Source organism: Brevibacterium sp. SIMBA_078, assembly GCF_046534565.1.
In the GTDB taxonomy this organism is placed as follows: domain Bacteria; phylum Actinomycetota; class Actinomycetes; order Actinomycetales; family Brevibacteriaceae; genus Brevibacterium.
Genome location: NZ_JAWRYQ010000004.1, coordinates 173,712 through 187,957, shown reverse-complemented (window position 1 = coordinate 187,957; position 14,246 = coordinate 173,712). Strand labels below are relative to the sequence as shown.

Below are 14,246 nucleotides of genomic sequence, written 5' to 3'. Positions count from 1 at the left end.
GTGGCCGACATCGGCCCCGAAGCCGTCGTTTAAGTGAGGTGAAGCGGCTCAGGCGCCTGCGAATTCGGGGGCCGGGGTGGTGCGGTCCTTGGCCGTGGAGTCGATGGTGGCCTGACCGAGGACGCGGGTGCCGCGGTAGATCACCATGGTCTGGCCCGGGGCCACTCCGGAGAGCTCCTCATCGACGTCGACGTGCATGAGCTGCCCGGCCGGGCGTGCGGCGGGCACCTCAACCTCGTCGATGATCGGATTCGCCTCGTGCTCGGGCGCCTCGGCGACGAATTCGCCGAGCCAGGCACGGGCCGGCACCGGATCGGCGTGGGCGCGGATCTGCACTTCGCAGTCGATGCCGGTCTCCGGGGTGTCCCCCATGTCCGACGGAGCTGCACCGGCCCAGGAGGTGCGGATGCCGGTCAGATGCGAGACCGCGAGATCGGCGCGTGATCCGACGGTGACGGTGTTCGTCGCCGGGTCGAGGCCGGTGACGAATCGCGGCTTGCCGTCGGCAGCGGGCTTCTCGATGCCCAGACCCTTGCGCTGGCCGATCGTATAGGTCATCGCTCCGTCGTGCTCGCCGAGCACTTCGCCTTCGGAGTCCTTGATGAGTCCCGGACGCATCGGGATCTTGTCGGCCAGCCAGGCCTTCGTGTCTCCGTCGGGGATGAAGCAGATGTCGTAGGAGTCGGGCTTGTTCGCCACGGAGAAACCGCGCTCGGCCGCCTCGGCGCGCACTTCGGCCTTCGACGCCGTCGCACCGATCGGGAAATAGCAGTGCTCGAGCTGGTCGGAGGTGAGCACGCCGAGGACGTAGGACTGGTCCTTGGCCAGGTCCTCACCGCGGTGGAGTTCGGGGCGGCCCTCATCGTCACGGAGCACCTCGGCATAGTGGCCGGTGGCGATGGCGTCGAAGCCGAGCGCCAGGGCCCGGTCGAGGAGGGCGGCGAACTTGATGCGCTCATTACAGCGCATGCACGGGTTCGGGGTGCGTCCTGCGGCGTATTCGGCGATGAAGTCATCGACGATGTCTTCCTTGAACCGCTCGGAGAAGTCCCAGACGTAGAAGGGGATGTCGAGCATTCCCGCCACCCGGTGGGCGTCGCGGGAGTCTTCGATCGTGCAGCAGCCGCGCGATCCGGTGCGCAGGGTCCCGGGCATGCGGGACAGGGCGAGGTGAACGCCGACGACTTCGTGTCCGGCGTCGACGGCACGGGCGGCTGCGACGGAGGAATCGACTCCGCCGGACATGGCGACGAGTACTCTCATGATGCTCCTTGCATCCATCGGGGTGTTGCCGAAACCATCCCGGCTCGGCGTGCCTGGTCGACGACCTCGGGAAGGGCCGCGAGCAGGGCATCGACATCGGCTTCGGTCGTATCGTGACCGAGCGTGAAGCGTTGAGTGGTGCGGGCGGTGTCCTCATCCATCCCGCATGCCAAGAGCACATGGGAGGGACGGGAGACACCGGCAGAACAGGCCGATCCCGTCGAGGTGGCCAATCCCCTGGCATCGAGACCGAACAGCAGCGAGTCCCCCTCGCAGCCCGGGAACGTGAAGTGGGCGTTGGCCGGCAGGCGGTCCGCTCCGCGCGGACCGGAGAGCCGTGCCCCGTCGATGCTCGATTCGATTCCCGCGATGAGGCGGTCCCGCAGTCCCGACAGTCGTGCCGACCGGGCCGCGAGGTCGTCTGTGACGAGGTCGACGGCGGCGGCGAAGGCCACGGCACCGGCGACGTCGAGGGTGCCCGAGCGCACGCTGCGTTCCTGTCCCCCGCCGTGGAGGATCGGCGTCGGGCTCGCTGCGCGGTCGAGCAGGAGTGCGCCGATTCCGACGGGGCCGCCGATCTTGTGCGCGGTGATCGTCATCGCCGTCGCCTTGAGTGCGGCGAAGTCGAGCGGGATCTGTCCGAGCGCCTGCACGGCGTCGATGTGGAAGGGAACGCCGAGTTCGGCGGCGACCTCACCGATCTCGGCGATCGGCTGCAGAGTGCCGATCTCGTTGTTCGCGGCCATCACGCTGATGAGCGCGGTGCGTTCGGGGTCGCGACGCAGTTCGGCGGTCGCCGCGTCCAGATCGAGACGTCCTGCCGAGTCGACGTCGAGGTAGACGGCTTCGGCGCCGAGGCTCTCCAGCCACTCCACGGTCTCGAGGATCGCAGGATGTTCGATCGTCGTCGTCAGCACCCGCGGGCGGGCAGGCTCCGTGAACGTTCCGCTGTTGCGGGCGAGGTAGAGGCCCTTGAGAGCGAAATTGTCCGCTTCGGTGCCTCCGGATGTGAAGATCACCTCCGACGAGGTGGCCGCACCGACCGCGCGGGCGATTCCTTCGCGTGCTTCTTCGATGCGCATCCGTGCCGCCTGTCCGACCGCGTGCAGGGCCGAGGGGTTGGCCCGGCGGGCCAGCTCCTTCGTGTACACCTCAAGCACCTCGGCGGGCATCGGCGAGGTGGCTGCGTGATCGAGATAGATGGGCACCCTGCAATTTTAGGGCGTGAGTCGGGCTACGGCCAGGATCCGTGCGGCATCTCACCTGCGCAGCCGCACATCCGGACGAGTTGTCCGCTGGTATGGCCGACTAAACTGGGTCGGGTGTTCACCGTTTTCACCATCGTCCTCTATGCCGCCACCGGCATCCTGACCCTGTGGTCGATCATCGAGACCATCCGCAATCGCCCGGCCGGCAAGGCTCTGCTCGGCGGTGCCGCACTGCTTCTGCTGCTGCTCATCGTGCAGCTGATCATCTCGATTGCGACCTTCGGCTCCACACATGATGTCGACCCGCTGCTCTACTTCGGCTACATCATCACGGCGATCATGGTCATGGCGCTGGCCGGGTTCTGGGCGTTCGCGGAACTGAGCCGTTGGGGGCCGGGTGTGCTGGCCGCGGCAGGACTGACGGTGATCGTGATGATCGAGAGATTGGACCAGATTTGGCAGTGACCAGGCGCAATCGGTTCGGCGGAGACTCCGCCGACGATGCGAACTCAGCAGGCAGCGCGGACTCCACGGCCGCCTCGGCGAGGGGAAAGACGGGACGGTCGCCGTTCTCGGCGATGCATACCGGACCCGGACGGGCGCTCACGGCGGTGTACGGGGTCTTCGCGCTCTCGGCCACGGCCCGAGCCGGCTACCAGCTCATCCGCGAATTCGATGTCGCGCCGATCGCGTACTCGCTGTCCGCGCTGGCTGCGGTGATCTACATCCTCGCCACGGTCTGCCTGGTCATCGGCAACCGCGTCTCGCACCGGATCGCCGTCGCCGCCTGCGCGATCGAGTTCGTCGGCGTCATCGTCGTCGGCATCCTCAGCCACACCCACCCCGAGGACTTCGCGAAGCCGTCGGTGTGGTCGAACTTCGGCAGCGGATACGGCTATATTCCACTGCTCCTGCCGCTCATCGGCCTGTGGTGGCTGCTGCGCGTCGGCCGCCGCGCAAACCGCGACTGAGCGGCGCATGAGCGGGTTCAAAGCTCATATGCGGTGATCGTGATCAGCGCGTATGAACTTCGAACCCGCGGGTGCTGACACGACGAGCGAACAGCAGCCCCGCCTCACTCCACCTTGGAGGACAGCACGTTCCAGTCGGTGGCGACGGCAGTGAGTTCGTCACCGGTCTTCATCAGCACATAGGGGTGCGCGGTGTCGACCTTGATGGTGTCGCCCTCTTTGTCGTTCGTCTTCACGGCTTCGACGGTGTCGCCGAGGTCGAGGGCGTAGTCCGACGGTGCCTTGATCGTCAGGGTGCACCGCACCTCGCCCATTCCGATCGCACCGTTCTCGGTGCTCAAGGTCATGTCCTCGAACTTGAGGTCCTCATAGGGCTTGCAGTCGACGTCGACCTTGTCGAAGCCGGAGTCCTCGTCCCGCAGGTCACCCAGGTAGTCGCGGAATCCCTTGAATCCGCCTTCCTTGAGTCCTTCGGGGCCCCCGGACTTCGCCTTGCCGTCGACGAGGAACGATGAGACGTCACCGGACGCGGTCGTCAGATCCTCGGAGAATTCCTCGGGTCCCTTCTCCACGGCGCCGCTGTCATCGGCCATGAGGGTGGGCATCTGGTCGGTGGGGATATAGGACGCCGAACGCACGAGCGGATCGGTCGACGCCGATTCCCGGGTCACCAGCATCACCTGGGTCAGTTGCTTGTCCCCATCCGTGGAATTCTTGTCCGCGGTTCCGAAAGCGTAGAACCACATCGGATATTCGGTGAAGTTCGGGCTGCCGGCAACGACCTCGGTGAAGTTCGGTGCGCGCAGCTTCTGCTTCGCCTTGTCCGCGATCTGGATCTGCGCGCGGGTGTGGTCGATGAGCGGTGCCGCCTGGATTTTGTCGAGGTCGGAGCCCTTGTCGCCGAGGGTCTTGTCCAGCGATTCCGTGTAGTTCGTCATGAACTTGCCGGCCTCACCGGGGCGCACCGCCGTGCGTTCGTACGGGGTGGTGTCCGGGCTGCTGGGTTTGGCGATCGGCATGTTCGCACAGCCGCTGAGCACGAGTCCGGTGCCCAAGACGGAGGCCGTCACCGCGCGGAAGGACCGCCGGTTCCGCAGGTCCCGTCGCCGAGGCGGCGCTTGGCCGGCCGTGTCCGGCTGCACTGTCGAGATCGGCTGGGTCGCCGGTCCCGGCTCGCCCGTGGCTGTGTGGTCATCTGCCAGTCCCCGGCCGCCTCGGCCGGAGCCGCTGCCGCCTCCGGGTCCGCTGTCGCTGCTGTCCGGTCCGCCGCCCTCGGGTCCGCTGCCGTTCGGGCGTCCGGCGTCCTTCTTCGGCGGGCGGATGCGCGAGGCCCACCAGCGCATGAAGAAGAACACCGAGAATCCGGCGAGGATGATCGTGCCGGCAATGCCGAGCAGGCTGAGTGCGAACACGCCCTTGACGCGCATCTGGAGACTCACCGTCGTTCCGTCGAGACTGTCATCGGAGTTCGCAGGAGCGATGACGAGCACCTGCGGTTCGGCATCGAGACCGAAGGTCTTCGCGACCGTCTTTCCCGTGTCCTGGCTGATCCACCAGTCGCGATCGGCGATATCGGCCTCCGGCTTCTCATCACCGGGAGTGAACCGGTGGGTCGCGGAATTCGGGAACGACACATCACTGATCTGCTCCTGCGCCACCCCGTCGAGGTAGCTGTCGGCGTCAACTCCGCTGGCGGTGCCGACGAACAGCTCCGTGCCCTTCGAGTTCTTCGCCGTCACGGTCACGCTCGAACCCGAATAGGGCACGATCGCCTCGTCGAGGACGACGGCGTAGGCCCCGTCCTTGACCTTGAAGGCAGGCGTCTCGGTGATCTCGTCGGTGCCGACGACCGAGAGCGCAGAGATGACCAGTCCGGCGAGCGTGAGTGCTGCTACGCCGAAGAGGATGGCGGTGATGAGTCGGATTCGCTGGATCAGAACAGTGCCCTCATGAGTGCGGTCCGTGCCTTGGTCACGGCTGGGTCGTCAGCGCCGAGGACCTCGAACAGATCGAGGACCCGCAGGCGCAGGGATTCCTTCTCATCACCGGTGGTGGTGCGGATGAGAGAGATGAGTCGGTTGAAAGCGCTGCCGGCATTGCCGCTGACGACTTCGGCGTCGGCCGCGGCCTTAGCGGCCTCGACGTTCTTGGGGTCCGCATCGGCGGCCGCGATGAGATCGGCCGGTTCCTGGTCGATGAGGCGGCGGCCCAAACCTGCCCGGGCGAGACCGAACTTCGCCTCTTCGTCGGCTGGAGAGTTCGCCAGCGCGGCCTTGAACAGGTTCTCTGCGGTGTCGAAGTCGCCCTTGGCGAGTGCCTCTTCGGCCTCCGGGTGGGCGGGGCCGGCCGGTTCGGGTTCGGCTCCCCCGACGGCCGCATGCCCAGTCACACCGTTCTCACCGGCGAGCTTGAGCAGTTCGTCGAAGTACGCCTGGACCTGCGGTTCGGGCAGAGCACTCTGGAACAGCGGCACGGGCTGACCCTTGATGAGGGCGACGACAGTGGGGATCGACTGGACTCCGAAGGCCTGCTGCAGACGCGGGTTCGCATCGACGTCGACCTTGGCCAGGACCAGACGTCCCCCGTACGAGGTGACGACGCGTTCGAGGATCGGCGAGAGCTGCTTGCACGGTTCGCACCATTCGGCCCACAGGTCGATGACGACGGGCACGCGGTCGGAGATCGCCACTAGGCTCGTGAACGTCGATTCATCGACGTCGAAGACCAGCCCCGGAACGGCGACCGCATTCGGGTCCCCACCGGCCTGGCCACCGGCAGCACCGGCCCCCGGACCGGCGGTCTGACCGCCCTGCTCGGCGGGCATGTTCTTGCTGCGCACCGCCGACAGGTCGAGTCCCTGATTGGGCTGCGTGCTCTCCTGCGAGGGATCCATTGACACGTGGTCTCCTTTGTGACGCGGTCGGTGGGCTCGGCGCAAACCGTGACGCACCTGGTCCATGTTTACCCAACAGAACGTATCAACACCGGTGCGCCCACGGCTATTTCCTCAGCCGTCGGGGAAGGAACACCACGGTGCCGACCCTTCCGCCTCAGCCTGCTTCGGCTCCGGCGAGAGTCTCGAGACCGCCGATGAGCTTGACCTTACCGTCCTTGGGGACGAGGAAGGTGAGCACCTGGGTGGTCTTCGTCGTCACCGGCTCCTTGGTCGTCGCGGAGCCGACGAGTTCCTTCTGCGGCGACGACAGCGACAGGGTGCCGGTGCGGCCTTCCTTCGATTCGGGGCTGATCGTCGATTCGGCGTCGATGACTCCGGTGACGATGGCGGCGTCCCCGGCGGTGCCCTGGGCGACGAGTTCCTTGCCCGGAGTGTACTTGTAGTCGACTTCGGCCTTGCCTTCTTCTGCGCTGGCCTTCTGGTCCTTCTGGTTCTTCCAGATGGACTTCGAGAAGTCATCGGACTCGAACTTCTTCGCCTCCTTCGAGTCCGCTCCGCTGCCGAGGGCCTTCGCGTAGTCGGCGACGGCCTTCTGCGGAGTGGTGACGAAGTCCTTGGATCCGGGTTCGAGCATCTTCGCGCCCTGACGCGAGTCGGGCAGTTCGGGCAGCTTCGTGCCGGCCGTCAGCCGGGTCTGCGACCACAGTTTGTAGTTGCTGCGCGGATCCTCCTGGGTCAGCACGAGCAGCTGCGAATTCCCTCCGGCGGAGGTGATCAGGCTAGTCACGCGCGGCCAGGCATCGGTGGCCGAGGTGTAGTTGGCGACGATCTCTTCGCTGGCCACCTCCGGCGCCATCTTCTGGTCTTCGACGTCGTCTTTCACCTTGTACAGGTCTTCACGCTGCTTGAGCGCGGGACCGGCGGCACGTTCGGCCAGCGCCTTCTTGTCGGTATTCTTGTCCGCGGCCTTGACGTCGGCGGCCACGGAGTCGAGGATCCGCTTGGCCTGGTCATCGGTGACACCCGCGGCTGCGGAGCTCGGAGCCTCGGAGGGCTCGGGCTTCGGCAGCTCTTCGGGCCCGCAGGCACTGAGTGCGAGCACTGGGACGACGGCGAAGGCGGTGCCGTATTCGGCGAGTTTGCGGCGGCGCTCCTGGCGCGCCTTGCGGCGGTTCGCTTCCTTCTTCGAATTGTTCGCACCGAGGAAGAGGAGGACGACGCCGATGACGAAGAGGACGCCGCCGATGATCATCAGCGGGAGCGCCCAGGGGGTCTCGGCGTGGTTGGGCCATGTGAGGGTCACGGATTTGACGGCTCCGGCTTCGCCGTCACCGGCGACGAGGAATCCGGTGCGGTTTGCATCGTCGTTCCACTCCAGTTCCACCGAATCGGTGCCGGTGACCTCCGACTGCCACAGATCGGCCCCAGCGGGGTTGGGAACCTTGCCCTCACCGTCGGTCGCCTTGGTCGTGAGCTTGCCGCCTTCGGCGATCCCGGTGACGCGGTCATAGGCTGACTGTCCCGCCCAGGCTTCGACGTTCTCGATCGGGGCTTGGGCGATCGTGAGGTCGCCGCTGCCCTTGACCTCCAGGGTCGCAGGCGTTTCGTAGAGGTTGAGCATTCCGGGGTCGACGATGACTGCCGGTTTGTCGGCATCGATCTGTGCGGTGGCAGTGATCGTATCCTCCGGCGCCCACAGGGTCTTCTGCAGGATGCCGAGGCCACCGACGACGACACCCACCACCATGAGAATCACAGCGAATGTGTAACGCACGAGCGAACCTTCCCTCAGCCGAGCAAAATGGCACCCCTGGTTCGGGGACACTTCAAGTTTAAGTCACATACCGGACATCGACTTTGTGCGCACGCTCAGTGTGTGTCGACGTTCACACGCCCAAGCCGCGCAACGGCGCCGATCGCACCCCGGAATGTCCCGTTCCCCGCTGTCTGCCCTAAGCTGGGCGGGTGAGCAACAACAGAATTGTGTGGATCGACTGCGAAATGACCGGCCTCGACGAGGTGCGGGACGAACTCATCGAGGTGGCTGCGATCGTCACCGACTTCGAGCTCAACCCCCTCGACGACGGAATCGACATCGTCATCAAACCCTCGGCGGATGCACGGGCGAACATGAATGAATTCGTCACGAACATGCACACCACCTCGGGCCTGATCACCGAACTCGACGCGGGCACCACCGTCGCCGAGGCGCAGTCCCGGGTCCTCGAATACGTGAAGAAGCATGTCCCCGAGGCCGGCAAGGCACCGTTGGGCGGGAACTCTGTCGGCACCGACAAGGTGTTCCTCACCAAGCAGATGCCCGAACTCGTCGAGCACCTGCACTACCGGATCATCGACGTCTCCTCGATCAAGGAACTGTCCAAGCAGTGGTTCCCCCGCGCCTACTTCCAAGCGCCGGCCAAGCACGGCGGGCACCGCGCACTCGGCGACATCATCGACTCGATCATCGAGCTCCAGTACTACCGGAAGGCCGTGTTCTCCGCCGAGGGACCGAGCTCCGACGAGGCGAAGTCGATCGCCGCAGAGGTGGCCGAGAACTACTCGAACCTCACCGAGGAGAGCACCTTCGACGAAAGCTGAGCGCTTCAGCCGGCCTTCTTCTCGGGGCGGGCGAAGATGTTCGACGGGAAGGCACCTGACTTCGCGATGACGCGCAGCAGGTCCCGGCTCGGCGAGAGCAGCGATTCGATCGTCTGATCGTCGAGGACAGACCACGCGGTTGCAACGGTGCCGTCGGTCAGGGCTTCGACCTGTTCCTTCAGGTCACGTCCCGCCTCGGTGATGGCGGGGAGGTCGCGCCCGCGGTCGTCCTTGTCCACGGTGATCAGCCCCGCCTCGGCGAGCCTGGCCTGCGCGGTCTGCCATTCCTCATCCGTGTACCCACGGGTCTTCTGTGCCGCTCGCGGGCGGAATCCGGCACCGGTCGCGACGTCGAGCATGAGGGCGTCGATCCCGGGCACACCGGCGGTGACGAGGGAGGCGACATGGCCGTCGCCGCGGAATTCGCGGGCCACGGTCGCCACGTCCCACATCTTCTCGAATGCGGTGGCCGCCTCATGGCCGCCGATGACGTCGGCGGTGGCCGCGGCAAGGGTGCGACCGGAGAAGTCCATGGCGGCGAGCACGGGTGCCAGCGTCTGAGTCATCTGGGTGGCCGCCTCGGTGAGCAGGGCGATGTCGTCACGGTCACCGAAGAGTTCGCCCATGTACGCGCTCACTGCGTCGAAGCGGGCCTGGACCATCTGCTCCGGGCTCACCGTCTCCCACAGGCGCGGGAGCATTCCGGCGACGAAATTCGGGGAGTAGTTGTAGTACGCGGCGGATACGACTCCGGGATTCACCCGTCCCAGCGGGGCCGAACGGGCGGCCATATTGCCTTCGACACCGGGTTCGAGTCCGTACTTGGCGTACTCGGCGCCGACCGTCTCTGAGAAGTAGATCGACGAGTGGAAGGAGTTGATGCGGGCCGAGACCGTTCTGATGTTCTGTGTGCGCTGGGATTCCATATCGTCATCCTATGGGCGGTCCCGTCCCAGGTAAATGGGTCTGCGCATGCATCGTCGCCGCTCTGGTCGGCGCTGGAGATTAGCGCAGTCTCATAGGACCTAAATCGCCTGCCCCTCCCCCGAGGCGGCCGGACTTCCGCGTCGATCCTCGTACCGGCGCGCCCGTCCGGTCGCGCACATTTGCCGGGTCAGGACCCGGTGCTACGGTCTGAGCATGGAGTGACACGGACCGTTTGCGACCACGGCATCGTCCCGGTCGGAAGCCGATCCCGCCAACCGCATCAGCACAGCGTCCGGCTTGGAGGTCAGATGAGGATCGCACTGTTCGCCACCTGCATCGTCGATGCGATGTATCCCGAGGTTGCGCAGGCAACCGTGAGTATTCTGCGCCGACTCGGCCATGAGGTGATCTTCCCCGAAGGCCAGTCGTGCTGCGGGCAGATGCACATCAACTCCGGCAAGTTCGCGCAGGCCGAACCGGTCATCGCCAATCACGTCCGCGCATTCACGAGCACCGAATGGGATGTCGCCGTCGCCCCGTCCGCCTCCTGCGTGGCCTCGCTCGGCCACCAGCAGCCGATGGTCGCCACCCGGGTGGGCAATGATGCCCTGGCTTCCGAGGCCGCCGAGGTGGCTGAACGCACCTACGAGCTCACCCAGTTCCTCACCGACGTCCAAGGCGTCACGGATGCCGCGGCCGATCTCGGATCCTATTTCCCGCACCGCGTGACGTATCACCCGTCGTGCCACGGAATGCGACTGCTGCGTCTCGGCGATCGGCAGTCCTCCCTCGTCCGGTCCGTCGAGGGCATCGACTTCGTCGAACTGCCTCTGGCCGATTCCTGCTGCGGGTTCGGCGGCACCTTCTCCGTGAAGAACCCGGAGGTGTCCTCGGCGATGCTCGCCGACAAGGTGCGCACGATCCAGGCGACCGAAGCCGATGTCTGCACCGGCGGCGATGCCTCCTGTCTGCTGCACATCGGCGGCGGAATGTCGCGGTTCGAACGCACCGGCAGCTTCGACGGCGCCCCGGACGTCACCGCCGTGCACGTCAAGGAGACGAGCTCGACCGATGAGCAGGGGCACACGACCGAGACGCTGACGACGGTCGTCGGTGCCGACGATGACGACCACCTCACCCCGGGCCATCGGGGCACCTCTCCGGCCGAGCCGAGCCGCACCCAGTCCGGGTTCCGCGTCGGTCAGGCAGCGGTCCATCTGGCCCGGATCCTCGCCTCGACGAAGGAGGACCCGCTGCGGGTGCCGAGCGAAGGAGCAGAAGTGAGCGGAGGGAGCCTGCGATGACGTTTCTGGGAATGCCGTTGCTGCCGTCGAAGCGACGCAGCGATCTGCCCGGCGGGCAGGGCAACATCATCGAAGCCGAAGCCTTTCCCGAGGTCTCGCACGAACATCTGAGCAATCAGCAGCTGCGCAACAACATCGGCCACGCCACCTCGACGATCCGGTCCAAGCGCGCCGAGGTCGTCTCCGAGCTCGTCGACTGGGAAGCCCTGCGCGACGCCGGTGAGGCCACGAAGAACGAAGTGATGGCGAACCTGCCCGAATACCTCGCACAGTTCGAAGAGGCATTCACCGCCGCCGGCGGGATCATCCACTGGGCCCGCGACGCCGATGAGGCTAATGCCATCGTCACCGAACTTATCGAGGACAATGCGCCGGTGCTCGAGACCGGACGTCGCGAGGTCATCAAGGTCAAGTCGATGGCCACCCAGGAGATCGGGCTCAACGAGCACCTCGAGCATGAGGGCATCGATGCGTTCGAGACGGATCTGGCCGAGCTCATCGTTCAGCTCGGCGAGGACAAACCCAGCCACATCCTCGTTCCCGCCATCCACCGCAACCGGGATGAGATCCGTGAGATCTTCATGGACAAAATGCCCGACGCCGGGGAGCTGACGAACGAACCGGCCGTCCTCGCCGAGGCGGCTCGCCGACACCTGCGGCACAAATTCCTCACCACGAAGGTCGCGATCTCCGGAGCGAACTTCGGCATCGCTGAGACCGGCACCCTCGGAGTGGTCGAGTCCGAGGGCAACGGGCGCATGTGCCTGACCCTGCCGGAGACGCTCATCACCGTCATGGGCATCGAGAAGCTGCTGCCGAGGTTCGCCGATCTCGAGGTTTTCCTGCAGCTGCTGCCACGCTCGTCGACCGGTGAGCGGATGAACCCGTACACCTCGTTCTGGACGGGGAAGTCCGAGGGAGACGGTCCGCAGAACGTCCATCTCGTTCTCCTCGACAACGGACGCACCAGGGCTCTGGCCGATGAGCACGGACGCACGGCGCTCAACTGCATCCGCTGCTCGGCATGCATGAACGTCTGCCCTGTCTACGAACGTACCGGCGGACACGCCTACGGCTCGACCTATCCGGGACCGATCGGAGCGATCCTGTCCCCGCTGCTCACGGGAGTCGAAGAGCAGGGCAACGGTTCGCTGCCGTACGCGTCGAGTCTGTGCGGCGCCTGCTACGACGTGTGCCCCGTGAAGATCAACATCCCGGAGATCCTCGTCCATCTGCGGGGCGAAGATGTCAAAGCCAACCACTCCCCTGTGTCCTCCCAGCTCGACACCGCCCTCACCGGCGCGTCGTGGATGATGGGCGACGGGAAGCGGATGGCCGCGGCGGAGAAGGGACTGCCTCTCGCACACAAGGTCACCGGCGGTGAGCAGATCAACGCGCTGCCGGGAATCGCCGGCGCCTGGACCTCGAGCCGGGACATCCCGGCCCTGCCGGAGAAGAGCTTCCGACAGCTGTGGGCCGAAGAGGAAGCAGACAACCGCGACGAGGAGGGACAGCGATGACCGATACTGCCCGCGAGGAGATCCTCGCCCGCATCAGTGAGGCCCTCGGTCGCCGTGGCGGCGGGGAATACGTGTCGTCGTCTCCGCGGACAGCGGCACCGGTCACCGGCGGCACGGCGCGTTCGAACTCCGGTGGGGCCGCCTCGGCGAACACTGCCGCCACGGCCGCCGACGCCGGATACCACCATGAAGGCACGCACTCGGGTGAGGACCTTGTCGAGCTGCTCATCGACCGTCTCGTCGATTACAAAGCCAACGTCCACCGCGCCGACGGCGACCCGAGCGCGACGATCGCCGAACTCATCGGCGGCCATTCCTCGGTCGTCGTCCCCCACGGTCTCGACTCGTCTTGGCTGGCGGGTTACGCCGGTGAGGTGCGAGTCGATGCTCCGGGTGAGGAGCTCAGCGTCGACGAACTCGACGCTCAGGGGGCGGTGGTGACCGCCTCGGCGGTGGCGATCGCACAGACGGGCACCATCGTCCTCGACGGATCGGACGAGTGCGGGCGGAGGGCAATCACGCTCGTGCCCGACCATCATGTGTGCATCGTCCGGACGGACGACATCGTCGACATCGTCCCCGAGGGAATCGCCCGGCTCGACGCGCGCGCACCTCTGACGTTCATCTCCGGGCCCTCGGCCACGAGCGATATCGAGCTCAGCCGGGTCGAAGGAGTGCACGGACCGCGCACCCTCGACGTCATCATTCTCAGCAGTTGAGCGCAGCAGGGACCTTCGACTCTGCCGAGCCGGCGAGCGCACTCGGACCGGCGAATGCGAATGGACCGGCGGGTGCGGAACAATGGAGCCCATGACCACGGCGCAGACCCTTCAGTACCCGCGGCCGGATGACCGGCCTCGACGTCGCAGCCGGCGGACGACGTTCATCGTCTCCGCGGTCGTCATCGTCCTCACACTCATCATCGGCAGTGTCGCGGCCGACCGCATCGTCGACTACGCCACGGAGCAGCGCATCGCCGACGGGCTTGCCGACTACGGTGACGCCGAGGTCTCTGTCGAAGGCTTCCCCATCCTCACGCAGCTGGCTTCCAGAGAACTGAACTCGGTGCATGTCACGGCCGATGAGGCCACCTATGAGGGCGTCGACTTCACCGATGTCGATGCGAAGCTCTATGACGTTCCCACCGGCGGGTCGAAGCCGATCGGCACCGTCGACGGCACTGCGGTCCTCCCCCACTCGACCCTCGACGAGCTCGCCGCCGAACATGCGAACCTGCCCGAGGGCATGTCGTTCACCACCGTCGACGGCGAACTCTTCCTCAAGGGGTCGATGCTCGACCAGGATCTGCTTGTGGGCATCGACCCGAAGGCCGACGGCAGGAGGGCCGTCGTCGACGCGACGACGATCAAGCTGGGTTCGGCGGAGTTCTCCCTCGATCGCCTGCCGGCGTTCCTCACCTCGGAGATCTCCGATATCGTCATCGATCTCGACTTCCTGCCCGCCGGACTCGAGCTCACCGACCTCACCGCCACCGACTCGGGGCTGCAGGTCCGCCTCCACGGATCCGGAGTCAGCCTGCAATGACCGGCGGGGAA

Annotated in this window: 13 protein-coding genes; 7 read left to right on the top strand and 6 right to left on the bottom strand. The window is 66.1% G+C overall.

All coding sequences use genetic code 11. The features are described from left to right. Positions 1 to 48: 48 nt before the first annotated feature. Positions 49 to 1,263, bottom strand: a complete 1,215-nt coding sequence (gene mnmA, locus SB749_RS15715) for a tRNA 2-thiouridine(34) synthase MnmA (RefSeq protein ID WP_410711130.1) — start codon at positions 1,261 to 1,263, stop codon at positions 49 to 51. Continuing rightward, a complete protein-coding gene (locus SB749_RS15710; RefSeq protein ID WP_410711129.1) occupies positions 1,260 to 2,471 on the bottom strand; it encodes a cysteine desulfurase family protein in 1,212 nt (403 codons plus the stop codon). The genes mnmA and SB749_RS15710 overlap by 4 nt, the downstream gene beginning before the upstream one ends. Positions 2,472 to 2,585: 114 nt before the next feature. Between SB749_RS15710 and SB749_RS15705 the strand changes: the two genes are divergently transcribed. Together SB749_RS15705 and SB749_RS15700 are read left to right on the top strand one after the other, a co-directional pair. Further along, positions 2,586 to 2,936, top strand: a complete 351-nt coding sequence (locus SB749_RS15705) for a hypothetical protein (RefSeq protein WP_025778593.1) — start codon at positions 2,586 to 2,588, stop codon at positions 2,934 to 2,936. Between the two features lie 113 nt (positions 2,937 to 3,049). Further along, positions 3,050 to 3,442: a hypothetical protein gene (locus tag SB749_RS15700; protein WP_264801833.1), complete on the top strand. Its 393-nt coding sequence runs from the start codon at positions 3,050 to 3,052 to the stop codon at positions 3,440 to 3,442. 104 nt (positions 3,443 to 3,546) lie between these two features. Here SB749_RS15700 and SB749_RS15695 read toward each other — a convergent pair whose 3' ends face one another. The 3 genes from SB749_RS15695 to SB749_RS15685 all read right to left on the bottom strand — a co-directional run bounded on the left by SB749_RS15695 (position 3,547) and on the right by SB749_RS15685 (position 8,112). Next, positions 3,547 to 5,208 (bottom strand): hypothetical protein, encoded by a 1,662-nt coding sequence (locus tag SB749_RS15695; protein WP_410711128.1) that lies wholly within the window; start codon positions 5,206 to 5,208, stop codon positions 3,547 to 3,549. Positions 5,209 to 5,375: 167 nt separating this feature from the next. After that, positions 5,376 to 6,335: a tetratricopeptide repeat protein gene (locus SB749_RS15690; RefSeq protein WP_410711351.1), complete on the bottom strand. Its 960-nt coding sequence runs from the start codon at positions 6,333 to 6,335 to the stop codon at positions 5,376 to 5,378. Between the two features lie 157 nt (positions 6,336 to 6,492). Then, a complete protein-coding gene (locus SB749_RS15685) occupies positions 6,493 to 8,112 on the bottom strand; it encodes a hypothetical protein (RefSeq protein WP_410711127.1) in 1,620 nt (539 codons plus the stop codon). A gap of 227 nt (positions 8,113 to 8,339) precedes the next feature. Here SB749_RS15685 and orn point away from each other — a divergent pair, with 227 nt between their 5' ends. Then, complete coding sequence (orn, locus tag SB749_RS15680; RefSeq protein WP_410711350.1) at positions 8,340 to 8,939, top strand: oligoribonuclease; 600 nt, start codon at positions 8,340 to 8,342, stop codon at positions 8,937 to 8,939. 5 nt (positions 8,940 to 8,944) lie between these two features. On the opposite strand, the gene SB749_RS15675 is transcribed toward orn, so the two are convergent. After that, positions 8,945 to 9,865 (bottom strand): SCO6745 family protein, encoded by a 921-nt coding sequence (locus tag SB749_RS15675; protein ID WP_410711126.1) that lies wholly within the window; start codon positions 9,863 to 9,865, stop codon positions 8,945 to 8,947. Positions 9,866 to 10,174: 309 nt separating this feature from the next. On the opposite strand from SB749_RS15675, the gene SB749_RS15670 reads away from it, so the two are divergent. From SB749_RS15670 to SB749_RS15655, 4 genes are all read left to right on the top strand, one after another. Beyond that, entirely contained in the window at positions 10,175 to 11,170 is a 996-nt protein-coding gene (locus SB749_RS15670) for a (Fe-S)-binding protein (RefSeq protein ID WP_410711125.1), read from the top strand. Beyond that, positions 11,167 to 12,690: a lactate utilization protein B gene (locus SB749_RS15665; RefSeq protein WP_410711124.1), complete on the top strand. Its 1,524-nt coding sequence runs from the start codon at positions 11,167 to 11,169 to the stop codon at positions 12,688 to 12,690. The genes SB749_RS15670 and SB749_RS15665 overlap by 4 nt, the downstream gene beginning before the upstream one ends. Further along, the gene (locus tag SB749_RS15660) at positions 12,687 to 13,409 is read left to right on the top strand and encodes a LutC/YkgG family protein (RefSeq protein WP_410711123.1); all 723 of its coding nucleotides are present in this window, start codon (positions 12,687 to 12,689) and stop codon (positions 13,407 to 13,409) included. Before SB749_RS15665 ends, SB749_RS15660 begins: the two co-directional genes overlap by 4 nt. Before the next feature lie 91 nt (positions 13,410 to 13,500). Beyond that, positions 13,501 to 14,235 carry a DUF2993 domain-containing protein gene (locus SB749_RS15655; RefSeq protein WP_410711122.1) on the top strand — a complete coding sequence of 245 codons (735 nt, stop codon included), beginning with the start codon at positions 13,501 to 13,503 and terminating at the stop codon, positions 14,233 to 14,235. Positions 14,236 to 14,246 lie beyond the last annotated feature (11 nt).

Coding starts and splice junctions, on each gene's coding strand:
- SB749_RS15665 (WP_410711124.1), top strand. CDS start 11,167: ATGACGTTTCTGGGAATGCCGTTGCTGCCGTCGAAGCGACGCAGCGAT.
- SB749_RS15660 (WP_410711123.1), top strand. CDS start 12,687: ATGACCGATACTGCCCGCGAGGAGATCCTCGCCCGCATCAGTGAGGCC.
- SB749_RS15655 (WP_410711122.1), top strand. CDS start 13,501: ATGACCACGGCGCAGACCCTTCAGTACCCGCGGCCGGATGACCGGCCT.
- SB749_RS15675 (WP_410711126.1), bottom strand. CDS start 9,865: ATGGAATCCCAGCGCACACAGAACATCAGAACGGTCTCGGCCCGCATC.
- mnmA (WP_410711130.1), bottom strand. CDS start 1,263: ATGAGAGTACTCGTCGCCATGTCCGGCGGAGTCGATTCCTCCGTCGCA.
- orn (WP_410711350.1), top strand. CDS start 8,340: ATGACCGGCCTCGACGAGGTGCGGGACGAACTCATCGAGGTGGCTGCG.
- SB749_RS15670 (WP_410711125.1), top strand. CDS start 10,175: ATGAGGATCGCACTGTTCGCCACCTGCATCGTCGATGCGATGTATCCC.
- SB749_RS15700 (WP_264801833.1), top strand. CDS start 3,050: ATGCATACCGGACCCGGACGGGCGCTCACGGCGGTGTACGGGGTCTTC.
- SB749_RS15690 (WP_410711351.1), bottom strand. CDS start 6,335: ATGGATCCCTCGCAGGAGAGCACGCAGCCCAATCAGGGACTCGACCTG.